Annotated in this window: 20 protein-coding genes; 11 read left to right on the forward strand and 9 right to left on the reverse strand. The window is 71.9% G+C overall.

Annotated features, from left to right (window positions below):
- Positions 1-147 precede the first annotated feature (147 nt).
- On the forward strand, positions 148-762 hold the full coding sequence (locus DI269_RS01800; RefSeq protein WP_112133437.1) for a TetR/AcrR family transcriptional regulator: 615 nt from the start codon (positions 148-150) through the stop codon (positions 760-762).
- A gap of 8 nt (positions 763-770) precedes the next feature.
- Here DI269_RS01800 and DI269_RS01805 read toward each other — a convergent pair whose 3' ends face one another.
- The 3 genes from DI269_RS01805 to DI269_RS01815 all read right to left on the reverse strand — a co-directional run bounded on the left by DI269_RS01805 (position 771) and on the right by DI269_RS01815 (position 2,993).
- Positions 771-1,601, reverse strand: coding sequence for a hypothetical protein (locus tag DI269_RS01805; RefSeq protein ID WP_198667054.1), 831 nt, complete (start codon positions 1,599-1,601; stop codon positions 771-773).
- 11 nt (positions 1,602-1,612) lie between these two features.
- The gene (locus DI269_RS01810; protein WP_112133438.1) at positions 1,613-2,227 is read right to left on the reverse strand and encodes a hypothetical protein; all 615 of its coding nucleotides are present in this window, start codon (positions 2,225-2,227) and stop codon (positions 1,613-1,615) included.
- A 340-nt stretch (positions 2,228-2,567) separates the two neighbouring features.
- A complete protein-coding gene (locus DI269_RS01815; RefSeq protein ID WP_112133439.1) occupies positions 2,568-2,993 on the reverse strand; it encodes a nuclear transport factor 2 family protein in 426 nt (141 codons plus the stop codon).
- Positions 2,994-3,118: 125 nt separating this feature from the next.
- Between DI269_RS01815 and DI269_RS01820 the strand changes: the two genes are divergently transcribed.
- On the forward strand, positions 3,119-3,676 hold the full coding sequence (locus DI269_RS01820; protein WP_112133440.1) for a TetR/AcrR family transcriptional regulator: 558 nt from the start codon (positions 3,119-3,121) through the stop codon (positions 3,674-3,676).
- 18 nt (positions 3,677-3,694) lie between these two features.
- Here the strand turns inward: DI269_RS01820 and DI269_RS01825 are convergent, their stop codons facing one another.
- Both DI269_RS01825 and DI269_RS01830 read right to left on the reverse strand, forming a co-directional pair.
- Entirely contained in the window at positions 3,695-4,519 is an 825-nt protein-coding gene (locus tag DI269_RS01825; RefSeq protein ID WP_232822577.1) for an alpha/beta fold hydrolase, read from the reverse strand.
- 10 nt (positions 4,520-4,529) lie between these two features.
- Positions 4,530-7,004 (reverse strand): tetratricopeptide repeat protein, encoded by a 2,475-nt coding sequence (locus DI269_RS01830; protein WP_198667055.1) that lies wholly within the window; start codon positions 7,002-7,004, stop codon positions 4,530-4,532.
- Between the two features lie 198 nt (positions 7,005-7,202).
- Here DI269_RS01830 and DI269_RS27500 point away from each other — a divergent pair, with 198 nt between their 5' ends.
- Positions 7,203-7,958 carry a hypothetical protein gene (locus DI269_RS27500; protein ID WP_198667056.1) on the forward strand — a complete coding sequence of 252 codons (756 nt, stop codon included), beginning with the start codon at positions 7,203-7,205 and terminating at the stop codon, positions 7,956-7,958.
- A gap of 54 nt (positions 7,959-8,012) precedes the next feature.
- Here DI269_RS27500 and DI269_RS27505 read toward each other — a convergent pair whose 3' ends face one another.
- The 3 genes from DI269_RS27505 to DI269_RS01845 are packed head-to-tail and all read right to left on the reverse strand — an operon-like array spanning position 8,013 to position 11,671.
- Positions 8,013-9,368, reverse strand: coding sequence for a YlbE family protein (locus DI269_RS27505; protein WP_198667057.1), 1,356 nt, complete (start codon positions 9,366-9,368; stop codon positions 8,013-8,015).
- On the reverse strand, positions 9,369-10,745 hold the full coding sequence (locus DI269_RS27510) for a hypothetical protein (RefSeq protein ID WP_198667058.1): 1,377 nt from the start codon (positions 10,743-10,745) through the stop codon (positions 9,369-9,371).
- Positions 10,724-11,671: a DUF2877 domain-containing protein gene (locus DI269_RS01845; RefSeq protein WP_157974706.1), complete on the reverse strand. Its 948-nt coding sequence runs from the start codon at positions 11,669-11,671 to the stop codon at positions 10,724-10,726. The genes DI269_RS27510 and DI269_RS01845 overlap by 22 nt, the downstream gene beginning before the upstream one ends.
- Positions 11,672-11,842: 171 nt before the next feature.
- Between DI269_RS01845 and DI269_RS01850 the strand changes: the two genes are divergently transcribed.
- Genes DI269_RS01850 through DI269_RS01875 form a run of 6 tightly spaced genes read left to right on the forward strand, consistent with a single transcriptional unit; the run spans position 11,843 to position 18,341 of the window.
- Positions 11,843-13,174 (forward strand): uracil-xanthine permease family protein, encoded by a 1,332-nt coding sequence (locus DI269_RS01850; RefSeq protein ID WP_112133444.1) that lies wholly within the window; start codon positions 11,843-11,845, stop codon positions 13,172-13,174.
- Positions 13,171-14,034 (forward strand): FAD binding domain-containing protein, encoded by an 864-nt coding sequence (locus DI269_RS01855; RefSeq protein WP_112133445.1) that lies wholly within the window; start codon positions 13,171-13,173, stop codon positions 14,032-14,034. Before DI269_RS01850 ends, DI269_RS01855 begins: the two co-directional genes overlap by 4 nt.
- Positions 14,031-14,495 (forward strand): (2Fe-2S)-binding protein, encoded by a 465-nt coding sequence (locus tag DI269_RS01860; RefSeq protein WP_112133446.1) that lies wholly within the window; start codon positions 14,031-14,033, stop codon positions 14,493-14,495. The genes DI269_RS01855 and DI269_RS01860 overlap by 4 nt, the downstream gene beginning before the upstream one ends.
- Positions 14,492-16,837, forward strand: coding sequence for an aerobic carbon-monoxide dehydrogenase large subunit (gene cutA, locus DI269_RS01865; protein WP_112133447.1), 2,346 nt, complete (start codon positions 14,492-14,494; stop codon positions 16,835-16,837). Before DI269_RS01860 ends, cutA begins: the two co-directional genes overlap by 4 nt.
- On the forward strand, positions 16,834-17,436 hold the full coding sequence (locus tag DI269_RS01870; protein WP_112133448.1) for an SRPBCC family protein: 603 nt from the start codon (positions 16,834-16,836) through the stop codon (positions 17,434-17,436). The genes cutA and DI269_RS01870 overlap by 4 nt, the downstream gene beginning before the upstream one ends.
- Positions 17,436-18,341 (forward strand): carbon-nitrogen hydrolase family protein, encoded by a 906-nt coding sequence (locus DI269_RS01875; protein ID WP_112133449.1) that lies wholly within the window; start codon positions 17,436-17,438, stop codon positions 18,339-18,341. The genes DI269_RS01870 and DI269_RS01875 overlap by 1 nt, the downstream gene beginning before the upstream one ends.
- 64 nt (positions 18,342-18,405) lie before the next feature.
- On the opposite strand, the gene DI269_RS01880 is transcribed toward DI269_RS01875, so the two are convergent.
- Positions 18,406-19,566 carry an RNA-guided endonuclease InsQ/TnpB family protein gene (locus tag DI269_RS01880; RefSeq protein ID WP_112133450.1) on the reverse strand — a complete coding sequence of 387 codons (1,161 nt, stop codon included), beginning with the start codon at positions 19,564-19,566 and terminating at the stop codon, positions 18,406-18,408.
- Positions 19,567-19,722: 156 nt separating this feature from the next.
- On the opposite strand from DI269_RS01880, the gene DI269_RS01885 reads away from it, so the two are divergent.
- Entirely contained in the window at positions 19,723-21,708 is a 1,986-nt protein-coding gene (locus DI269_RS01885; RefSeq protein WP_112133451.1) for a hydantoinase/oxoprolinase family protein, read from the forward strand.
- On the forward strand, positions 21,705-23,510 hold the full coding sequence (locus tag DI269_RS01890; RefSeq protein ID WP_112133452.1) for a hydantoinase B/oxoprolinase family protein: 1,806 nt from the start codon (positions 21,705-21,707) through the stop codon (positions 23,508-23,510). The genes DI269_RS01885 and DI269_RS01890 overlap by 4 nt, the downstream gene beginning before the upstream one ends.
- Positions 23,511-23,529: the final 19 nt, after the last annotated feature.

The raw sequence follows: 23,529 nt of genomic DNA on the forward strand, positions 1-23,529 counted from the left end.
CGCCGCCGACGCCTCCCGTCGCGCCGCTGACCAGGGCGATCTCAAGGGTCTCTGTAGTGGTCATGATGCTCCGTTCGGGTCCGGGGACGGGCAGGTGCCGTCCAACTTGTCGGTCGTCCGCTGAGTTGTGCGCGGTACACTTCCGCGATGCCCACTGGTTCCACAGCCCGCCCGACCGGGCAGCGCACCCGCGACGCGCTGCTGCACGCGGCGTACGCGGAGTTCACCCAGTACGGTCCGGCCGGTGCCCGGGTGGACCGGATCGCGGACCGGGCGGGGTGCAACAAGCAGCGGATCTACGCGTACTTCAAGAGCAAGGAGAACCTCTTCGGCGAGGTCATGCGGGAGGCCCACCGGCAGCTGGCGCTGGAGGTCCCGCTCCCGTCCGACCGGTCGGAACTGGACGAGTACGTGGGCAAGGTCTTCGACTTCCACTACCGCGACCCCTCGGTGGTGCGGCTCCTGGCCTGGGAGGGCCTGACCTACGGCCAGGCGCCCCTCCCGTGGGCCGAGGAGCGGCGGACGTTCTACGAGGCCAAGCTCGACATGCTCCGCAAGGCGATCGGCGTGGTCGACCCGCCGGTGCTGGCGGCGCTGCTCATCGAGCTGATCGCGATCGCGTCCTGGCCGTTCGTGGTCCCCCAGCAGCGGCGGCTCCTGTACGAGGCCCACCGCCCCGGGTTGACCACTGTGGAGTCCCTGCGGGACTCGCTCAACGCGCTGGGGCGCGCGAGCATCGCCTCGGTGGCGAAGGCGCCCTAGCGCTTTGCTCATGCGCTCGTGCGGAACTCGTGGAAGGACGGTCCGGTCAGCTTGAGCTGGGCGTGGATGTCCGCGCCGAGTCCGAAGTGGCCGATCGCGCCGCCGTAGTTCTGCTGGTAGCTCATCCACAGGACCACGACGTTGACGACGCGGTTGGCGCCGGGCAGGCCGGGGTCCGGGAACGGGTCGGGGAGCTCGGCGCGGTAGTGGGCCGCGCCGCCGCGGTCGGCGACGAACACGTTCGGCACGCCGAGCGGTCCGGGCCTGGTGGGCCCGGCGGGGTCGAGGTCCCGCTGCCGCAGCGACATGACGGTGTAGACGCTGTCGGGGATGAGCCCGGTGAACCAGAACTCGAACGCGGCGGCCCGGCCCTCGCCGGTCACCGTCACTTCGAGCTGGCCGCGGGCGCGCCGCCACTGCCCGAGCGTGATCGGGTCGCGGCGGCGGGGGCCGTCGGCCTCGCGCAGGTCCGGGATGGGGACCTCGTGCAGCGGGTAGCTCGGGCGCACGACCTCGTGCGCGTCGGGCCGCTGCTCGGGGGCGAACAGCATCGGGTAGTTGGTGCACGGCAGCGGGAGCGGCAGGGTGTACAGCTCCATGCCGTCGTCGGCGGCGGTCAGCGGGCGCAGGATGCGGTACGGGGTGAACTCGCCGAACGGCGGCAGCTCGCTGTAGGCGGCCACCAGCTCCGATCCCCAAGCGGCGGTGACCGTTCCGTCGTCGCCGGCGCGCGTGATGCGGCCGATGGTGACGAAGTTGCCGTCCTTGTCCATGATCTCGCTGGGCGGGTAAGCCGGTCCTTGCGTGGTGACCGAGAGGTCGAGGACTGTGCTCGTCACGGCGGCGCCCCTCAGACCCGCTCGTAGCAGCGGGTGTAGAGCCCGCCGGGGCCGCCGGTGATGTACCGGTCGCCGGCCTGGGCCACGATCTCCTTGTAGCGCTCGTTCGTAAAGGGCGCCATGTATTCCGCGACGGGGACGGAGAAGCCGGAGACGAAGAGGACGCCGGGCTGGGTGCTCACCACGGTGTGGTACGCGCTGAAGGACTCGACCTCGTCGGACTCGCGGACCACCGCGAAGATGGTCTCCTCGCGCCAGGCGCGGTACGCCTCGTACATGGGCGGTTTGACCTCGACGTAGCGCAGCTGCACGTACGGGGTCTGCGGCAGGTCGGTGCCGGGGTCCTTGGGGGCCTCCACGAACCGCACGACCTGGCGGCGGAAGTCCCCGGCGGCGTACGGCCCGACGGCGGACCACAGCAGGTCGAAGTCGGCCTCGGCGGCGTCGATCGCGCCGAGTCCGTCGAGGACCCGCAGCTCCAGGAGGGTGTCGGCCTCCAGGCAGCGGTAGAGGACCCGGTCCTTGCCGGGACTGGCGAGCAGGTGCTCGCTCCACGCCTCGACGGCCCGGTCGCGCTGTTCGGCGGCGACGGGGAGTTCGGTGACGAGCAGGACGGTTGCAGACATGGCGGTTCTCCAGATCGGTGCGGGGTGACACTGAAGATCGAAACTCGATCGTCTTCGGACGGTCGGGGAACGGGGGAATCCGTGCGACGCTGCGACGGCGTGATGCATGGGGGCACCGATTCGCACTGCGTTCCGAATCGGCTGGCGCCATTGGGAAGTGAAGTGTGGGGAGTGCGATGTACACGTTCAGCATAGGAAGCGCACCCTCCGTGAGCAACCATCCGGTTAGTGTTGTGAATCAACTCACACGAAAGCAACCTAAAGGGTGACAAGCACATTGCGAGCACATGAGCGGCAGTCGCTCGAACGGCGGACCGGACTGCGGGGAGTGCCGGGCGGGTCAGTCGGCGGCCGGCGCGCTCGCCCTGCCGCCGAGCGGGGCCGGGTGGGCGATGAGCTTGCGGTGGGCGATCCGCCAGCCCCGTTCGGTCCGGATGACGGTGTCCAGGTAGGTCACGGTGCCGGTGGTGCCGTCGGCGTTGACGCCGATCCCCTTGGAGCGGGCGCGGACGCTCCCGTCGTCGACTTCGGAAAGGACGATGTTGGTGACCAGGTGGCCCACCGGGTTGCCCTCGCCGAGGGCCAGTGACGCCGCGCAGATCGCCTCGATGCCTTCGAGGGCGGGTGCGCCGAGGTCGGTGACGTCGTAGACGACGTCGGCGGTGAGGACCTCGTCGAGCCGCTCCAGTTCGCCGGCGTCGACGAGGTGGCCGTGCATGGCGAGCAGTTCGGTGATGGACGCGCGGTCCTCGGGGGTGATGGTCATCGGGTCCTCGGTTCAAGGCGTTCGAAGGAGCGGGGCAGCGCTCCGCCGGCTTACCGGGGAGCTCCCCGTTTCAAGGCTCCTACAATATACGGGGAAGTCCCCGTTTACAGCAAGGGAGGGGCGGAATGGCCCGGCGAACCGACGCCGCACGCAACGCCGAGCTGCTGCTGGCAGCGGCCAGGGAGCTGCTGAGCGAACACGGCCCCGAGGTCGCGCTCGACCGGATCGCGCGCCGGGCCGGGGTCGGCAACGCCACGCTCTACCGGCATTTCCCCACCCGCGCCGACCTGCTCATCGCCGTCTACGAGGACGAGGTCGCCGACCTGTGCGCCGCCGGCGCGGCGCTGGCCTCCGCCCCCGATCCGGCCGAGGCGCTGTTCGGCTGGCTGGAGTCCCTGGCGGTCCACATCGAGTCCAAGGGCGCCTTGGCGTTCACCGGCACCGAGGCCCACGCGGATCGGCGCACGGCCCTGTTCGACCGCTGGCACGCCTCGATCCGCGCCACCGCGGAGCGGCTGTTCGACCGCGCCCGCGCCCAAGGCGCCATCCGCGACGGCGTCACCGTCACCGACGCGCTGGCACTGACCAGTGCCGCCGCAGGCGCGGCCGGCGGGACCGACGACGCGCGCCGCCTCCTCGGCCTCCTCCGCCACGGCATGGAGTCCCGGCGCCTCGACCCCTGACCGCGGCGAGGGGGTCGATCAGTTCGCCGCGGCCTCCTCGACGCGGTTCAGCCATTCGTCCAGGAAGGCGTCGAGGAGGGCCGGCTGCTCGATCTGGAGGTTGTGGCCGGCGCGGTCGAGGACGGCGAAGGTCGCTCGCGGGTAGTGCTCAAGCAGCGCATAGACGTCGGCGTAGCCGGTGTTGTCGTCCTGGCGGCCGGTCACGATCAGCGTCGGCCGCTCGAACGGCGCGCCGGACTCGGGGGCGGTGCTCAGCTCGTAGCGACGTGCCACCCGCGCCAGCGCCTTGTCGTCGGCCAGCGCCAGTCCCGGCGCGATCTCCTCGCGGAAGCGGCGGAACGTCTCCGGGGACTGCACGACCGCGAGGTCGCCGTAGGAGGCGGCGTCGGCCGGGGGCAGTCCGGCCATGAGCGCGGGGTCGGGTGCGATGACGGTGTGGGGCGGGAGGGTCCGCTTGGAGTGGCGGGCCTCTTTTCCGATGGGGCACACCAGGCCGAGGCCGAGCACCTGTCCGGGGCGGGAGCCTGCGACGGCGCGGGCGAGGTAGCCGCCGTAGGATTCGCCGACGACGATGAACGGCGCGTCGCCGATCAGGTGGTCGACGAAGCCCTGGACGGCGTCGAGCATGTCGTCCGAGCCCTGGTACTTCTCGGTGATCTCCGTCTGCCCCATGCCGGGAAGGTCGGGGTAGAAGCGCCGGTAGGAGCGCCCGCCGGGGTGCGCGGCGGTGCGGCGGGCGAAGAACGGCTCCAGGAATCCGGTCATGAGGCGGTGGTCGGGGGTCCATCCGTGGATCGCGAGGACGGGGGTCCCGGTCCCGTGGGCGGCGAAGTGCATCGGCATGGGGGCAACCTTATGAGCCCGGTTCAAGTTCGCGGTGCGTGCGGTCGAGCAGCCCCCGCAGAGTGCCCGCCAGCGGCAGCCCGGCGCCGTCGGCCAGGTCGAGGGCCTGCTGCCAGTACCGGCGGGCGCGTGCCCGCCGCTGCCCGAGCCAGGAGGCGCGGCCCAGGCCGGTGAGGGTGTGCGCCTCGCCGGAGCGGTCCCGGGTCTCCCGGTAGATCGACAGCGCCCTGGTGAAACCCATTGCGGCCGTGTCGATGTCGCCGCGGGCCAGGGCGGTCTCGGCGAGGCCGCGCAGCGCGTCGGCCTCGCCGGTGATGTCGCCGATGCGGCTGCAGCTGTCGAGGACGCGGCGGTGGAGCTTCTCGGAGCGGTCGAGGTCGCCGCGGCGCAGGGCGGCGCCCGCGAGGCCTCGAAGCGCGTAGGCGGCGCCGCGGCGGTTGCCGATGCGCCGGAATTTGGCCAGCGACTGCCGGTACCGCCGCACCGCCGCGTCCCGGTCGCCTTGTTCGGCGGCGACGTCGCCGAGGAGGCGCAGGCCGTACGCCTCGCCGATGCGGTTGCCGATCCGGTGGCAGATCGCGGTGACTTCGGCGGCGTGGGCCGCGGCCGTGTCGTAGCCGCCCGCGGACAGGGCGATCTCGGCCAGGCCCCATCGCACTTCGGCTTCGCCGACCGCGTTCCCGAGTTGCCGGTGGATCTCCAGCGCGGCCTCGTATCGCTGCCGCGCAAGCGGGTAGTCGTCGTTGGACGCGGTCTGGGCGAGGCCGCGCAGCGCGGCGGCCTGCCCGGCGCGGTCGCCGAGGCTCAGGCGCAGCCGCAGCGCCTGGTCGAACCCCTCGCGGGCGGCGTGGAACCGGCCGGTCAACCGGTCGATCTCGGCGATGCCGGCGTACGCGTCGGCCTCCCAGGCGGGATTGCCCGCCCGGTGCGCGATCCGCAGCAGCTGCTGATTGCAGATCCGGGCCTCGTCGTAGTGGCCGAGCAGCCGCAGCGTGCGGTTGAGCGGGACGGTCAGGGCGGCGACGTCCTCGTCGTGGTCGGCCGCGTGCAGGGACGCGAGGAGGCTCGCGCGATCGGCGCTGAGCCAGGCGGTCCGGGTGTCGCCGGACGCCTCCAGGCGCCGGCGGTAGTGGCGCAGCAGTTCGCCGACCGCGGTGTGCTGCCGGCTCGCGGGGTCCTCGCGGTGGGCGAGCCCGGTCGCGAGGGCCCGGACCGAGTCGTGGAACTCGTAGCAGCCCTCGGCCCGCCGCACGAGCAAGTGCTCGTCGTAGAGCAGGGCGAGCGCCGCCGCCGCTTCGTCCGCCGGGACTCCGGCGAGGGCGCCGACGTCGTCGGCGCGGAACCGGCGTCCAGGATGGACGGCCAAGAGCCGGAACAGGTTCTGGGCGGGTGCGGGAAGACCGCGGTAGGACAGGTCGAGGACCGGTCCGCTGTGCTCGTCGGGCGGCAGCCACTGCAGGCGCCGGACGTGGTCGTCGATCTGCCAGTCGGGCCTGCCTTCCAGCTGGCGGCCGACGGCCGCCAGTTCCAGCGGCAGGTTCCGGCACAGCTCGACCAGGGCCGCGGCGGCGGTCGGCGCCGCGTCGAGGCGGCCGGCGGGATCGTGGTGGCGCAGCAGGTCCAGGGCCTCGCAGGTGGTGATGCCGTCGAGCGGGACGCGGGAGGCGACGCCCAGACCGGTGAGCCTGCGGCGGCTGGTCACCAGGACCACGCTCCCGGGACCGGTCGGCAGCAGGGGCTCCAGTTGCGCTTCGTCGGCGGCGTCGTCGAGCACGACGAGCGCCCTGCGGGACGCCAGTTCCCGGTGCAGGAGCGCCACGCGGGACGCCGGGCTCAGGGCGTCGATCCTGCGGCCGGGGGCGTCGAGGTGGCCGAGGAAGCCCCGGGCGACGGCGTCGGCGGCGGCCGGGGGCTCCGCGCGGTCGTAGCCGCGCAGGTCGGCGAGGAGGTGCGTGTCGCCCACCAGCCCCGCGTCGACGAGGTCGAGTGCGGCGCGGTGGGCGAGCTCGGTCTTCCCGATCCCGGCCATGCCCTCGATGACGATGACGGCCGGCCTGCCGTCGGCCAGGGCGGCTGCGGCGAGCGCGGTGATCCGCTCGCGTTCGGCGCGGCGCCCGGTGAAGGCGGCGGCGGGCGCGGGGATCGCGGCGTGGGTGGCGACGATGAGGGAGCGGTTGACGCGGTCGAGCACCCGGTGGCAGGCGTGTTCGAGGGTCCGGATCCCCGCGTCGCCGAGTCCGAGGACGCGTGCGATGTCGAGCACCGTGGCGGGGTTCATGCGCGTGCGGCCGTTCTGGAAGCAGCCGTGGACGGTCGCGAGCGACGGCACACCGTCCGGAATGGACTGTTCACGGTGGATCGAGCGGATCCCGGCCTGGATCCGCCGGAACGGCATGTTCCCGGCCGACGACCGCAGGCCGCGCAGGAAGGCGGCCAGGTCGTCGAGGGTCTGGATGGTTCGCGTATCCGATGCCCGCTGTGCCACAGCGCCTCCCAGATCGATCGGCCGGTAGGCCGCTTTCGGATGGTAGCCCGCGCCCACCACACCGTCCTGTTTCCTCACTCGGCGACCGGGCGGCCGTTCGGATGCGTTCGGAAACCGCCGCAAACGCCCGTGAAAGCGAAGGATCGGGTGACCAGAGGTGCGCGAGACCCCCTGACTCCTCTGGGGAAAGGAAGACCGATGAGCACTCGACTTCGAGCCCGCCTCCTGCGGTCGCTGATCACGGCGGCCGCGGGCGCGATGGCCTTCGTCCTGCTCGGCGCGACGCCCGCGGCCGCGCACTACGTGTACCAGGAAGGCCACCTCTACCGCACCAACGACCTCTGCGTCCACGAGCGCTCCGAGATCTCGCACGGCGACGGCGGCGGGTACTCCCGCGTCGACACCTCCGCGACGACGTACGTGGCGCCGGGCGGGACCTTCCCGTGCGCGCTGGCGTTGGCGAAGCCCCCCGGGCACATCGCCTCGAAGGTCGTGGTGATGGCGTGGAACGGCAGCGCCTGGTACGTGTGCGCCGAGTCCTCCTGGCTCTACAACGACTACGTCGGGTGGCAGCTCATCCTCGAATCGTGGATGCACGGGCACCCCTGGTGCGGCGACGGGTACTACGGGACCATGGGCCACGGCTACGTCTGGAACCCCGCGACCAAGGACTGGAAGGGCGGCCAGTTGTGGTCCGGGCATCACTGGCTGCCGGACCACTCCCTGGCTTCGGCTCAGGCCCCCGCCGAGGTCCCCGCGGCCGGTGACGAGGTCGGTGTCCTCGACGCCTCGGGCGCCGAAGTGCTCGACGCGGACGGGAAGCCGGTGACCGTCGTCCTCGGCGGGGCACCGGAATTCGGCCCGAGCCCTGCCGGAGACACGGTGGTCTCGGAGGACGGAACGGGTGTCGTCGAAGCCCCGCTGCACCTGACTTCCGAGCTCGTGACGCAGTAGCGCATTGATACGACGGGGCCCGCCGAGCGGCGGGCCCCGTTCACGTCCGCCGGGTCAGGCGGCGAGTGCGGTCAAGGCGTCGGTGAAGACATTCGCCGGGGGGCGGACCAGGCCGGCGCCGACCTGGCCGGTGCCGGCGACTTTGCCGGCGATGCCGGTGTTGACGACCGGGAGGATGCCGGTGCGGGCGATGAGGGCGACGTCGATGCCGACCGGGGAGCCGCGGAACTCCAAGGACGGCAGGGCGTATGACGGGTGCTCGCCTGCGGTGATCTCGTACATCGAGAGGGTGGCGGGGATTGCCTGGTCGACGGTGCCGCCGATGAAGCGGACGATCGCGGGGGCGGCGGCCATCGCGAAGCCGCCGAGGCCGGCGGTCTCCATGATCGTCGAGTCGCCGATGTCGGGGTTGGCGTCCTCGGGCCCGTAGTCGCCCATGTAGAGGCCGTCGGGGACGCCGGCCGGGCCGGTGAACCAGCATGGGCCGCAGCCGGAAACCTGGATGCCGAAGTCGGTGCCGTTGCGGGCCATGGCGGTGACGATGGAGGAGCCGGGGATGTCGCGGGCGGCGTCGCAGGAGAGCTTCGCGGAGGCCATGCCGATGTTGAGGAAGAAGTGGTCGTTCGTGTCGATGAACGCGAAGATCTCGGACGCGTCGGGGCCCTTGGCGAGGCTGGCGCCGAGGACGCGGGTGAGCAGTGAGGTGGCGGCGCGGTTGCGGTTGTGGAGTTCGTCGCCCATCTGGAGGGCCTGGGCCATGTGGGCGCGGGCGTCGAGGGGGCCGAAGTCGGCGAGGGCGTCGCGGAGCGCGGGGCCGAGCACCGCGGACATCCACTTAAGACGTGCGATGACCTCGGGTCCGAAGGCGCCCATGCGGAGCACCTTGCCGAGGCCCTCGTTGAGGGAGCAGACCGCGCGGCGGCCGCCGTCCTCGACGACCCACATCCACATGGACGGGGACACGACTCCGGCCATGGGGCCGACGGCGCCGCGGTGGTGGCACGGTTCGAGCGTGTACTCGCCGGCGGCGAAGCGGGCTTCGGCTTCCTCAGGGGTGGCGACCAGGCCTTCGAAGAGCGCCGCGCCGATGAGCGCGCCGCGCAGGGGGCCCGAGGCCCGGTCCCAGGTGATCGGGGGCCCGGCATGGAGGAAGGCGCCGAGCTCCAGGCCGAGGAGTTCGGCGGCCGGGGCGGCGGTGACGACCTGCGGGCGAGTCGCCGTCAAGCGTTCGAGCGCGAGGGCGTTGGCGGCCTCGCGGCGGGGGTCGGCGAGCACCTTGGCAAGGGCCGCTTCGGTGCCGGGCACCGGGGGCCGCCAGTCCACTTCGACTGTTCGGGCGGCCTGGTCGGTGAGGGCCTGCGCGAGGGCCGCGGCTCCGGCGGTGACGATGACGGGTTCGCTGCGGAGCATCTAGGCCTCCATGAGGGTTCGGGCGTGGCGGACGGCCGCCGCGTTGGACGTGAAGACGGCCGCGCCCGCCCGCTGCAGCGCCAGGGCCTGGCGGTCCAAGCCCTGCGGGTCGTCGCCGGTGCCGATGAGCGCCACGGTGACGCGCAGTCCGGCGGCCGCGGCCTCGTCCAGGGCCGGACCGATCGCGGCGGCCGGGTCGGGATCGGCGCCGTGGCCGAGGACCACGTCGAGGAGGATCGCGCCCGCCGCGGGGTCTTTGACCAGTTCGGACAGTCGGGCCAGGCGCAGGGTCGGGTCGATCATGGGGTGGGCGCGCCCGCGGGTGTACCGGTCGTCGCCGAAGTCGGTGAACTCGGCGTCGAGCCCGGACGCGAGGTAGGCGGCCTCCTGGCAGAGCGTGCCGCCCGAGTAGAGGCCGTGCAGTCGTCCGCGGCGGGGAGCGGCGGGACTCGCGGGAGCGACCCAGGACGTCCACTCTGGAATTTCGACGCCGAGGCGGGCGAGGGTCTGTTCGGTGATCGCGGTCAGGTCGGGGCAGTCCGCGCCGAGGAAGCCGATCTCGACCGGGGTCGCCATCGCGGCCGCGGCCGCTTCGACCGCTTGCGCCACTAGAGGATCGGGGGTCTTGGAGAGCACGATGACGAGTTCGGTGCCGGGGTCGGCGTCGAGCATCGCCATGGCCTTCAGCGTGGAGCGGGCGCCGACCTCGGCCGAGAGGTCCCTGCCGCCGGTCCCGAGCACGTGGCTGACCCCGACGCCGGCGGCGTCGAGCAGGCACGTCACCTGCTGCGCCCCGGTCCCGGAGGCGGCCACGATCCCGACCGGGCCGCGCCGGGCGGCGTTCGCGAAGCCCAGGCCGATCCCGGAGACGATCGCGGTCCCGCAGTCCGGGCCCATGACCAGGCCCTCGGCGCGTTCCTTGAGCGCGACTTCCTGTGCGAGGGACACGTTGTCGCTGAAGATCATCACCGAGAGTCCGGCGTCGACGGCGTCGAGCGCTTCGGCGAAGGCGTGCTCGCCGGGGCAGGAGATGAGCGCCAGGTTCGCGTCCGGCCGGGACCGGATCGCGGCGGCCGTGGTCCGAGGCAGGGCCCGGCCCGACTCTGCTGTGGATGCGGTGCGGGCGGTGAGCAGCCGGTCGAGTTCGGCAAGGGCCGCATCGGGATCGGCGGCGCTCACCGCGATGAGCAGGTCGGTCGGTCCGGCCCCGGCCGGGACGTCGAAGCCCATCTCCTCGGCAAGGCCGAGGTTGAGCGGGGTCGCCATGGCGACGTGGGCGCGCTCGACGCCGGATGCGGCGGCGAGGGCGCGGCTGGCGCGCATGAGGGTCACGGAGTCGTGGTACGCCCCGGGCCTCACGACGACGAGTTCGGCCATGCGGTGGCTCCTTCCAGAACGGTGCGGCAGGCGAGGATCAGGCCGCGGGCGAGATCGGCGCCGGAGGTGTGTCCGAGCCGCCGCACCCGCTCCGCGGCCTCGGGGACGTCGCCGTCGGCGGCGACGGCGAGGAGGAGGTCGGCGGCCTCGCCGCACGGCAGACCTGCTGCGGCGCAGTGCAGGAGGGCCGCGGATATGGGGGTGGTCCGTGCGGCGGCGGCCAGGACCGGGGCGGCGAGGGCGCCGACGGCTTGCAGCGACCCGAGCGCTCTGAGTCCGAACAGGACTCCGGCGAGGAGGTCGTCTCCACTCGGCGTGAGCCCGGGGCCGAGCCCGACCAGGGGCGGTCCGGCCTCGGCGATGCGGTCCGGGTCGCCGGTGCGGCAGGCGGCGCTCAGGCGGGCGACGGCCGGGTGGTCGTCGATCCCGCCCGACAGTGGGATCGACTCCAGTGCCTCCAGTCCGCGGGCGAGCCTCGCGGGATCGACCCGGCCGAGTGCGGGGGACGGATCGAACCAGCGCTGGATGCGGATCACGTTGCCGTACAGGCCGATCGTCCCGTTGCCGACGCGCACGGCGTCGCCCGGGCGGACGCGGAAGGGCAGCTCAGGGGCGGCGACCACGGCCGCGTTCGGGAGCCTTGAGGCGGCCGTGCCGGTAAGGGCCAGGACGCCCGGTGCGGCGTCCACGGCGATGTAGCAGCCCACGGGATAGGCCGCGATGACCGCGCCCCGGCGTTCGGGCCCTTGCAGGACGGGGCGGAGCGCGATCGAGGCCGCTGCGGGAAGGGGGACGATGTGCGCTCCTTTCTCGAACCACCGGAAGGACGGGGCCTTCGCACTCGACGAGAGGCACAGGTATAGCAACCGTACGGCGGCGAGCGCCAGCGGCTCCCGGAATTCGGGAGCGCTTGTAGGAATTGACAAGAGGTTGACGTGAATCCGCTGGCCAGCGAAAATGATCTTTGTACCGCGGTCACAACGAGATTTCTCTTGATATGCCGTTTATTTATCGGAAACAAGTCTCGGGAACAGTCGTGGCCTTGGTTCAATCTTCGAAAACTCCTCCCATCGTTTCGAAATCGAGAGTTCAAGCCCATGTGGAAACTGCACGGAGACGGCCGCAGCCCGCGGCCCGGTGAAGCGGTCAAGCCCGACGAGCGGCTGTCCTGGCCCCGCATGGCGGGGCTGGGGGCCCAGCACGTGGTCGCCATGTTCGGCGCGACCTTCGTGTTCCCCCTGGTGATGGGGCTCGACCCCAACGTCGCGATCATGATGAGCGGCGTCGCCACGATCCTGTTCCTCCTGCTGGTCAAGAACAAGGTCCCGTCCTATCTGGGGACCAGCGCCTCGTTCGTGGGCGGGGTCGTCGCGATCCGCGCCGCGGGAGGCGACTCGGCCACCGTCACCGGGGCGATCCTCGTCGCCGGCCTGGTCCTGGCCGCGTGCGGCCTGGCGATCCACTTCCTCGGCGCGTCGATCATCGACAAGGTCTTCCCACCGGTGGTGACCGGCGCGGTCGTCATGCTCATCGGCTTCGGTCTGGCGTTCGTGGTCGCCGACGTCTACTGGCCCGTCGACCCCTGGATGGCCTTGGCGACCATGGCGATCACCGCGGTCCTCGTGGTGGGGCTCAAGGGGTTCCTGGGCCGCATCGGCATCCTGCTCGGCCTGATCGCCGGGTTCGCGCTCTCGTGGGTCGTCGACCTGGTCTTCGGCCCCCGCACCGGCGCCGACGGGACGAGCGCCGACCGCGTCGACTTCTCGGCGGTCGGGGACGCGGCCTGGTTCGGCCTGCCCGAGTTCCACGGCCCGGCGTTCAGCGGCTCGGCGATCGTCCTGGTGCTGCCGGCCGTCATCGCGCTCATCGCCGAGAACATCGGCCACGTCCAGGCCGTCGGCGAGATGACCCGCACCGACCTCAAGCCGTACGTGGGCCGCGCGGTCGCCGCCGACGGCATCGCCACCGCTTTGTCCACATCGGTCGGCGGTTCGCCGACGACCACGTACGCCGAGAACATCGGCGTCATGGCGGCCACGCGCGTCTACTCGACCCTCGCGTACTACATCGCCGCCGCGATCGCGATCGCCTTCGGGTTCGTGCCCAAGTTCGGCGCGCTCATCGCCGCCACGCCGAGCGCGGTCCTCGGCGGCATCGGCGTCATCCTCTACGGCATGATCGGCCTGCTGGGCGCCAAGATCTGGGTCGAGCACAAGGTGGACTTCGCCAAGCCGCTCAACATGGTCCCCATCGGCGCCGGCATCCTGCTCGCGATCGGCCCGGTCGCCCAGCCGATCACCGGGGACTTCTCCCTGTCCGGCATCGCGCTCGGCACGGCCGTCGTCCTCCTCGGCTACCACCTGCTGCGGCCCTTGGCGAAACGCGTCGAGGCGGCGGACCGCAAGCGCGCGCCGGCGGAGGAGTCGTGAAGCCGCCGCAGTTCGGGTACACGGCCGCCGCCGACCTCGACGAGGCCCTGGAGGCGCTGGCCGCGACGGGCGGGAAGGTCCTGGCCGGGGGTCAGAGCCTCATCCCGCTGCTGAACATGCGCCTGGCCGACCCCGGGCACCTGGTCGACATCAACCGCATCCCGGCGCTCGATGCCGTTGCGGCGCAGGCTGACGGCGTGCGCGTCGGTGCGCTGGCCCGGCACTTCCAGGCCCTGGAGTCCGACGAGGCCGCCGCGGTGCAGCCGCTGCTGCGGCAGGCGCTGCGCCACGTCGCCCACCCCGCGATCCGCAACCGCGGCACCGTGGTCGGCAGCATCGTGCACGCCGACCCGGCCGCCGAACTGCCCGCCGTCCTCGCGCTCACCGGCGGCACGGTGACTCTCCGGGGACGGGAGGGCGAGCGGGCCCTGAGCGCCGAGGAGTTCTTCCTGGGCCCCATGGAGTCGGCGATCGGACCCGCCGAGATCGCCCGCGAGGTGTTCTTCCCGGCCCTGCCCGAGCGCAGCGGCACCGCGTTCCACGAACTCGCCCGCCGCAAGGGCGACTTCGCCATGGCCGGGGCCGCCGCGCTGGTCACCTTGGACGCCGACCTCGCCTGCACCGCGGCCCGGCTCGTCTGCGTCGGCACCGGCGCGGTCCCCGAGGTCATCGACCTCTCGGGGCTCTGCCGGGGCTGGCTGTCTACTTCGGACTGGTCGGCCGCCGCCGAGGCCGTGCGGGAGCGCATCGAGCCCGAGGACGACATCCATGCGACGGCCGACTACCGGCGCCACCTCGCCGGGGTCCTCGCCGCCCGCGCCCTCAGCGAGGCCGCCGCCAACGCGGAGGCCCGCGCATGAGGATCACCTTGCACGTCAACGGCGTCCCGCGCTCGGCCGAGGCCGAGCCGCGGGTGCTCCTGTCGGACTTCCTGCGCGGCGAACTCGGCCTCCCCGGCACCCACGTCGGCTGCGAGCACGGCGTCTGCGGGGCCTGCACCGTCCTCCTCGACGACCGGCCCGTGCGCTCGTGCCTCATGCTCGCCGCCACCGCCGACGGCCACCATGTGACCACTGTGGAGGGACTGGCGGAAGAGGCGGCCCTCTCTCCCGTCCAGCAGGCGTTCGGCGAATGCCACGGCCTCCAGTGCGGCTTCTGCACCCCCGGCTTCCTCACCACCGTCACCGCGTTCCTCGAAGCGCATCCCAAGCCCACCGACGAGGAGATCCTCGACGCCGTCTCGGGCAACCTGTGCCGGTGCACCGGTTACCAGAACATCGTCAAGGCCGTGCGGCGCGCCTCGGAGCTGATGGAGTCATGACCGACGTCGCGCTGTCCCGCAAGGAGGACCACCGACTCCTCACCGGCCGCGGCCGCTTCCTCGACGACCTCGGCCGGGGCGCGCTGTGCGCCGCGTTCGTGCGCAGCCCCCACGCCCACGCCCGCATCAGGGACATCGACGTCGCCGGCGCGCTCGCCGTGGAGGGCCTGGTCGCCGTCTACACGTGGGAGGACCTGCCCGCCGGGGTCCGCGACCCGCTGCCGCTGCTCATCCCCCATCCGTCGCTCACCCACGGCCGCACCCCGTACGCGCTGGCCCGCGAGTTCGTGCGCCACGTCGGGGAGCCGGTCGCGATGGTGATCGCCGCGGACCGCTACCTCGCCGAGGACGCCGCCGCGCGCATCGACGTGGACTACGAAGTGCTGCGACCGGTCGTCGGCATCGAGACCGCCGCGGCCGCCGAACACCTGGTCCACGCGGACGTCCCGGGGAACCTCGGCGCGCGCCTGGAGCAGTCCGTCGGGGACGCGGCCGCCGCCATCGCGGCGGCCCCGCACCGGCTCGCGTTCCGGCTCGACATCGAGCGTTCGGCCTCGATGCCCTTGGAGGGCAAGGGGGTCTACGCCCGGTGGGACGGGGAGGACCTGCGCGTGTACTCCTCGACCCAGACCACGACCTCGGTGCGGATGGCCCTGTCGGCCAAGCTCGGGGTGCCGCTGCCGCACATCGAGGTGATCGCACCGGACGTCGGCGGCGGCTTCGGGGTGAAGATCATGCACCCCTGGCCCGAGGAGGTCCTCGTCCCCTGGGCCGCGATGACCCTCGGCCGCGAGGTCAAATGGGCCGAGGACCGCCGCGAGCACTTCATCTCCTCGGCGCACGAGCGGGCGCAGATCCACCACGTCGAGGTCGGCTTCGACGACGACGGGCGCGTACTGGGCCTGGACGTGCGCATTCTCCACGACCACGGCGCGTACACCCCGTACGGGATCATCCTCCCGATCGTCACCTCGACGCAGCTGCTGGGCCCCTACAAGATCCCGAGCTACCACGCCACAGTGGACTCGCTCTACACGAACGCGGTGATCGTCACCCCCTACCGGGGAGCGGGGCGCCCGCAGGGGGTCTTCTGCGCCGAGCGCACCATGGACAAGATCGCCGCCCACCTGGACCTCGACCGGGCCGTCGTGCGGCGGCGGAACTTCATCGAGCCCGACGAGTTCCCCTACGACCACGGGCTCACCTTCCAGGACGGGCGCCCGCTGATCTACGACTCGGGCGACTATCCGCAGAGCCTGGAGAAGATCAAGGCGCTCATCGGCTGGGACGGCTTCGCGGCCCGCCGCGAGGCCGCCGCGGCCGAGGGCCGCCGCATCGGGATCGGCCTGGGCTGCTACGTGGAGGGGACCGGCGTCGGCCCCTACGAGGGCGCGCACGTCCAGGTCGTGTCGAACGGGCACGTCTACGTCGCCACCGGCCTGACCAGCCAGGGCCAGGGACATCAGACCGTGCTCGCGCAGGTCGCCGCCGCCGAGCTCGGCATCGGCACCGAGCAGATCACCGTGACCACAGGGGACACCCGCCGCTTCGGGTACTCGGTGGGCACCTTCGCCTCCCGCGCGGCCGTCATGAGCGGCAACGCCGTGGCCGTCGCCGCCGGGAAGGTCAAAGAGAAGGCGATCGCCTTGGCCGCCAAGGTCCTCGGGGCCGATCCGGGCTCGCTCGAATGCGCGGGCGGCGAGGTCCGCGCCAGGGACGGCTCGGCCGCGATCGGCCTCGGCACGCTCGCGGTGCTCTCCAACCCGCTGCGCTACTCCTTCGACGAGGAGTCGGCGCGGGCTGGGCAGTTCGCGGGCGTCCCCGACCCGGACACGCCGCCGCTGGAGGGCGAGCCGGGCCTCGAAGCGACCGGCTACTACTCGCCGATCCGGTCCACGTTCGCCTCCGGCATGCATGCGGCCGTGGTCGAGTGCGACCCCGAGACCGCCGAGATCACCGTGCTCGACTACGCGGTGGTCCACGACTGCGGGCGCATGATCAACCCGCAGCTGGTCGAGGGCCAGGTCCACGGCGGCGTGGCCCAGGGCATCGCCGGGGCGCTCTACGAGCGGATGGCCTACGACGAGCACGGCCAGCTCCTGAACGCGTCCTTCATGGACTTCCTGATGCCGTACGCCACCGAGGTCCCCGCGATCGACACCGACCACCTGGAGACGCCCTCGCCGCTCAACCCCTTGGGCGTCAAGGGCGCGGGCGAGGCCGGGGTCATCCCGGTCTCGGCGGTGATCGCCTCCGCGATCGAGGACGCCGAGGGCTTCGCGATCGACGCCATGCCCATCTCCCCCTCGCAACTGCACCATCTCCGAGGAGCCGCCCGATGAAAGTCTCCGGAACCGCCCTGATCAACGCCCCGAGGGGCACGGTCTGGGACGCCCTCCAGGACCCGGCGGTGCTGGTGCGCACCATCCCCGGCTGCAAGACCCTGGAGCAGACCGGACCCGACCACTACAAGGCCACTGTGGAGGCCGGGGTCGCGTCCATCAAGGGACTGTTCGACGGCGTGGTCGAGCTGTGCGACCCCGAGCCGCAGGAGCGGATCGTGCTGAAGTCGTCGGGGAAGGGCGCCCCGGGCACCGTGAGCGCGACCGTGCTCGTCTCGCTCACCGATGAGGCGGGGGCGACCCGGATCGACTACGACGCGGACGCCGTCGTGGGCGGCATGATCGGCGGGGTCGGGCAGCGGATGCTGACCTCGGTGGGCAAGAAGACGGCCGGGGAGTTCTTTGCGGCCGTCGAGAAGGACCTGGTGGAGGGGCCGACGATCGTCGCCTCAGAGCCGGTGGCCGCCGGCGACGCTCCGCAGGTCTTCACGCGCGCGGCCGCCCCGGCTGGTGCGCGTCCGGGCCTCGGCTGGATCTTCGCCGCGTTCGCCCTCGGCGCGGTGACCGCGCTGCTCGGCGTCCTGGTCGGGAGGCTCTGATGACGTTCACGCCGTACACGGCCGCCGCGATCCAGGTCGCGCCCGTCCCCGGGCCGCTGACCGCCGCCTCGATCAAGGCCAACACCGACAAGTGCGTCGACTACGTCGAACGTTGCGTGGCCGCGACCGGCGCGAGCCTAGTGGTGCTGCCCGAGTCCTGCACGACCGGGTTCACCACGGGCCTGGCGGCCCCCGAACTCGCCGGGCTGGTGTCCGAGATCGGCGGCGCGACCACCGCCCCGCTCCAGGAGGCCGCCTCCCGGCTCGGCATGCACTTGTGCTTCGGCACTTATGAACGGCGCGATGCGGACACGGTCTTCAACACGGCCGTCCTCGCGGGCCCGGACGGCGAGGTCCTCGGCGTCTACCGCAAGAGCCAGCCGTTCCCGGGCGAGGACGCGGCGCGCGGCGGCTGGGTCACCGCGGGGACCGAAGTGTGCGTCGCCGACACCGCCCTCGGCAGGATCGGCATGGCGATCTGCTTCGACGGGGACTACCCCGAACTGTGGCGGATCATGGCCGTCCAAGGGGCGCAAGTGATCTGCCGTCCTTCGGCGCTGCTGCGCTCGGCGGACCTGTGGGAGCTGACCAACCGGGCCCGCGCCTACGACAACCACACGTGGGTGATCGGCGCGAACGCCACCGGGGCCGACCCGGCCGGGGTCCTCTACTTCGGGAACTCCATGATCGTCTCCCCCATCGCCGAGGTCACCGCCCGCGCCGCCAGCCACGAGTCGTGGGTCTCGGCCCGCATCGACCGGGAGGGCGCGGCCGGGCCGCTCACCCCGGGTTCCAGTGTGGCCCAGGGCTTCGACCACGTCGCCGACCGCAACCTCGACCTCATCCGCCGCTACGCGGACGACCTGCTCGGCGAACGGAAGGCGGAGTCAAGTGCCTCCGGTTGAAGTCGGAGGTTGTACCTCGTCCATCGTCGCTGGCTGCGGCGTGGCGGGTAGATCGGACCCGCAGTCAGGCGGGCCTTCCGGACCCTTGACAAACGGCCCAAGCCATCCGTCCACGTCTTCGGACGTTGACGGCGGCTATGACGTCGGCCGGTCCAGCGAGACCGCACCCACGACAACAAAACTCATCTCTCGATCTTCGATTGGCGCGCTCCGTATGGTGGCACAACGGGCACATCTGGCTGGTGTGCCGGGCGTCGACCGCAATGACCGGCACGCCCGCTCGGCGGGCCTTGTAGCCGATGTGCTGTGCCAACTGGTAGAACGGCCAATGCGAGATCCTGCCGCGCTGGGACCGGGTGAGCCGTACCCGCTCGCGGATGCCCTCGAGATCCTCAAGGGCGATACCGCGACCGGTGCGTTCGGCCGCCGACACGATCTCTTTCGCTATCTTGTGATTCACATGCGCCGCATGCCGGGACTCCCGCCGCGAACGCTGCGCCAATTTCTTCTTCGCGGCCTTAGTGGCCTTCGCCTGCAACTCGGCCCGAGCCCGCGCCATACGCCGCCGGTACCGCTCCAGATCCTGGCCCTGGAAGTTCACGCCGTCGGAGGTCGTCGCGAGGTTCACAATCCCCCGGTCCACCCCGATGAAGTCGACCGGCTCGCGCTCCTCGGCCACCGGAACCTCAACCGTCGCGGCCAGATACAACTCACCGCCACGTTCGAACAGATCAGACTCGCCCTTACGGTGCGCCCGCAGCATTGCCAGGTCCCGCTTCGAGCAAGCGAAACCGATCCCTCTGACCCGACCCACGACAGTGCGGACCGAGACCGTCCGGGCGTCGAGGTTCCAAGACAGGCACCGGTCGTCGAACGGCTGCGCCGCACCAGATCGGAAGACCACCGGTTTGCCCAACGCCTTCGCGGCCCGCGCACCACGCAACATCCCAGACCGGACCTGCGCTTCGACCACGGTGTAGGCGTCGCGGACCTTCTTGACCGCGAGCTGAGCAAGTTGCGAACCGATCCCGGTCCCCTTCGCCTCGGCGTACACCCGGCCGCGCAACGCGTATTCGCGCTCCACACGACCGGTCACCGCGCCCCGGTGCGCGAACGCGACACCCGCGATCCGGTTCGCCTCCGTGTTACAGGTGGACAGGGTTTCAGCCAGCGCCGCACGCGATCCTGCGTCCGGAACCAGTTTCACCACCACGACCTGCTTCACACCTGCGGCTTTAGGACACCGATGCGATCACTCCCTGACGCGACACGCCCGCATGTTCACTTTGTTGCAGTCTCGCGCAGCGGGAGTGCAACAAAGCAATCGCCCCGCGTTCTTCCGGGCGCTGGAGCACCTAGGTTCCAGCCGGAAGGCAACTGAATGGCGATCCGCATCGGCGTGGACACCGGCGGCACCTTCACCGACGTGGTCGCCTTCGACGAGGCCACCGGGACCCTGCGCGCCACCAAGACGCCCTCGACCCCCGACGACCCCTCGCGGGGCTTCGCCGCCGGGCTCGACCGGATCCTGCCCGCGGGGCAGCGGGCCGCGGCGGTCGCCCACGGCACCACCGTCGCCACCAACCAGCTCCTCGAAGACCGCGTGGGCGACCTCGGGTTCATCACCACCGAAGGCTTCGAGTCCATACTGGAGATCGCCCGCCAGTCCGTTCCGGACGGCTACGGGAACTCCTACTTCTGGGTCAAGCCGCCCCGGATCGTGCCCGCCCACCGGGTCAAGACCGTCGGCGGCCGGCTCGACCACAGGGGTACCGAAGTCCGGCCCTTCGACGAGGACGGCGCCCGCGCCGCCGCGGTGTGGATGCGCGACAACGGGATCGAGACGATCGGCGTGTGCTTCCTGCACGCCTACGCGAACCCCGGTCACGAGCGGCGGATGCGGGAGATCCTCGCCGAGGAGCACCCCGGGGCGTGCGTGTCGGTCTCCAGCGAGGTCCTGCGCGAGTACCGCGAATACGAGCGCAGCGTCACCACGCTGGTGGACGCTGCCGTCAAGCCGACCGTGCGCCGCTACATCGCCCGCATCGCCGCGCGCCTTGAGGAGCGCGCCGACGCCTTCTACATCATGAAGTCGAACGGCGGCGTCCTCTCAGCCGCCGAGGTCGTCGAGCAGCCCATCGCCACCGTCCTCTCAGGACCGGCGGCGGGCGTGCTCGGCGCGACCCTCATCGCCGCCGACGCCGTCACCCTCGACGGCGGCGGGACCTCGACCGACGTCGCGGTCGTCCAAGGCGGCGAACCGGCTTTGACCACGGAGGGCACGGTCGGGCGCTACCCGTCGAAGATCCCCATGATCGACGTGGTCACCGTCGGCGCCGGGGGCGGCTCGATCGCTTGGACCTCCCCCGAAGGGACCCTGAAAGTCGGGCCCCGCTCGGCCGGAGCCGACCCCGGCCCCATGTGCTACCCCAAGGGCGGCAGCGAACCCACGGTAACCGATGCGCACGTCCTGCTGGGCCGCATCCCTCCCGCGCTCCTCGGCGGCGAGATCAAACTCGACCCCGACACTGCCGCGGCCGGGATCGGCGGCCTCGCCACGCGCCTCGGGCTCGGCCTCGAACGCACCGCCGAAGGGATCCTGGAGATCTCGGCCTGGAACCAGGCCAACGCGATCCGCCAGGTCACCGTCCAGCGCGGCATCGACGTGCGGACCCTCCCGCTCGTCGCGTTCGGCGGCTCCGGCCCGCTCCTCGCCTGCCGCCTCATCGACCTCCTCGGCATGCGCGCCGCGATCATCCCCCGCGACCCCGGCAGCCTCTCGGCCTTCGGCCTGCTCACGGTGGACGTGCGCAACGACTACGTGCGCACCTGCACCGGAGGCGACCCGGGCGACCTCTACGCCGAGCTCGAAGCGCTGGCGGTGGCCGGGCTCGACCGCGAGCGCATCGCGCCCTCGGCCCGCTCGCTGCACCGCTCGGCCGACCTGCGCTACCCCGGCCAGTCCTACGAGGTCCGCGTCCCGGCCCCCGCCGGCGACCTCGACAGCGCCTCCTTCAACCCTGCCGCGGTGGAGACGGCCTTCCACGAAGCGCACCAGCGCCTCTACGGGTACGCCACGCCCGACAAGGCGCCCGAGTGGGTCAACGTGCGCGTGACCGGCGTCGGCGCCATCCCCAAACCCGCCCTGCCAGCGCAGGACCCGGGCGAGGGGGCCATGCCCTTCGCGACCCGCAACGTCCACTTCGGAACCTGGCAGGAGGCCGCGATCTACCGGCGTGAGGACCTCGGAGCGGGCGACCTGGTCGAAGGCCCCGCGATCGTCGAGGAGTTCGGCTCCACGACCCCCATCGAGCCCGGCTTCACCGCACGGGTCGACGCCCTCGGCAGCCTGGTGGTGACCCGATGACGAGCCCCGACCCCGTCCTGGTGGAGATCGTCGCCGGGACCCTCGCCTCGATCGAGCGCGAGGTCGAGACCGCGATCGGGCGCACCGCCCGCTCCCCGATGATCCGCGACGCCCACGACTTCCGCGCCGGCATCCACGACCTCAAGCTGCGCAAGCTCACCGGTCGCTCCTACTCGGCCCTCGTGCAGCCGGTCGTCCGCGACTTCCCCGTCGCGACCATGAACCCCGGGGACGTGTACTTCCACAACGACGTCTACCTCTCCGAAGGCGGCATCGGGCACCTGCCCGACCTGTGCGTCACCGTCCCGGTCTTCCACGAGGGCGAGGTGGTCGCCTTCGTGCAGGCCTTCGGCCACCACGACGACATCGGCGGCGCCGTCCCCGGCTCGATGCCGTCCGGGGCGCGCTCGGTGTACGAGGAGGGGCTCATGGTCCCGCCGATCAAGCTGCGCGACAAGGGGTTCGTGAACGAGGCCGCCCTGCGCATCATGGTCCGCAACTCCCGCACCCCCGACTCGCTCGAAGGCGACCTCGAAGCCGAGTGCTCGGCCTGCACCATGGGCGCCGAGCGGCTCTCCGAACTCTTCGAACGGTACGGCCGCAGCGAGGTCGAGGCGTGCTTCGACGCCATCATCGACAACACCACCGAGACCTACCGGCGCGAGATCCTGGCCAAGATCCCCGAGGGCACCTGGGTGTGGGAGGACTACGCCGAGCACGACGGCGTCGACGCCCCGCGCCTGCACCGCCAGCGCATCACCCTCACCAAGCTCCCCGACCGGCTGATCATCGACTTCACCGGCACCGGGCCGCAGGCCAAGGGCCCCATCAACCACGCCGGGGACTACGCCGACGGCGTGTTCCTCAAGAAGTGGCTGGCGCCGATCCTGCGCAACCTCGCGGACTCGCCCGAGCGGGCCGCCGAGCTCGACGTCAACGAAGGGGTCGTGCCGCTCATCGAGATGCGCTTCCCCGACAAGGGGACGCTGCTGACGCCGGTGTTCCCGGCGCCGACGAACGCGCGCACCTTCGTGATCCTGCGGCTCCTCGGCGTCCTGTCCGGGGTGCTCGCGAAGGCGACCGGCGGCCGGATGCCCGCCGACCAGGAGACGATCCGCTACACCGGCGTCTACGGCGAGGGCTACCTCATGCGCGAGGTCCTCGGCGGGGGCTCGGGCGGGCGCTGGTACGCGGACGGGGAGGACACCATCCACGTCGTCCCCGACTCGCGGAACATCCCGGTCGAGTTCGCCGAGTCGCGCTGGCCGATCAGGGTGGAGCGGCTCGGTCTGGCGGTGGATTCGGGCGGGCCGGGGCGGTTCCGGGGCGGTCTGGGGTATGACAAGCACGTGCGGATGCTCGAAGACGCGCGCTTCATGTCGATCGCCGACCGGAACCTGCTGGCCTGCTGGGGCGTGAACGGCGGCGCGGCGGGTCGGCCGTTCACGGTGGACATCGAGGGCAGGCTCGTGGGCGGGCTGACCGATGCCGAGCCGGTGCGCGAGGGCGAGGTGATCCGCATCCGGACGACCGGGGGCGGCGGGTGGGGCGATCCGCTCGACCGCGAGCCGGGCCGGGTCGCCGACGATGTGCGCGACGGCAAGGTGTCGGTTGAGGGGGCGCGGGCCGACTACGGTGTCGTGCTCGCTTCCGGCTTGGTCGATGAGGCCGCGACCGATGCGCTGCGCGAGCGCCTGCGGGCCGAGCGCGGCGAGGCGCCGTTCTTCGACCGGGGCCCGGGTTTCCCGGGGTTGTCGGGCGGGAAGGACCACGCCGATGTCGACGTCGTCCGACCGGAATGAGTAGAACCACTGTGGAGGG

Origin of the sequence: Glycomyces dulcitolivorans (assembly GCF_003265355.1) — a bacterium.
In the GTDB taxonomy this organism is placed as follows: Bacteria; Actinomycetota; Actinomycetes; order Mycobacteriales; family Micromonosporaceae; genus Glycomyces; species Glycomyces dulcitolivorans.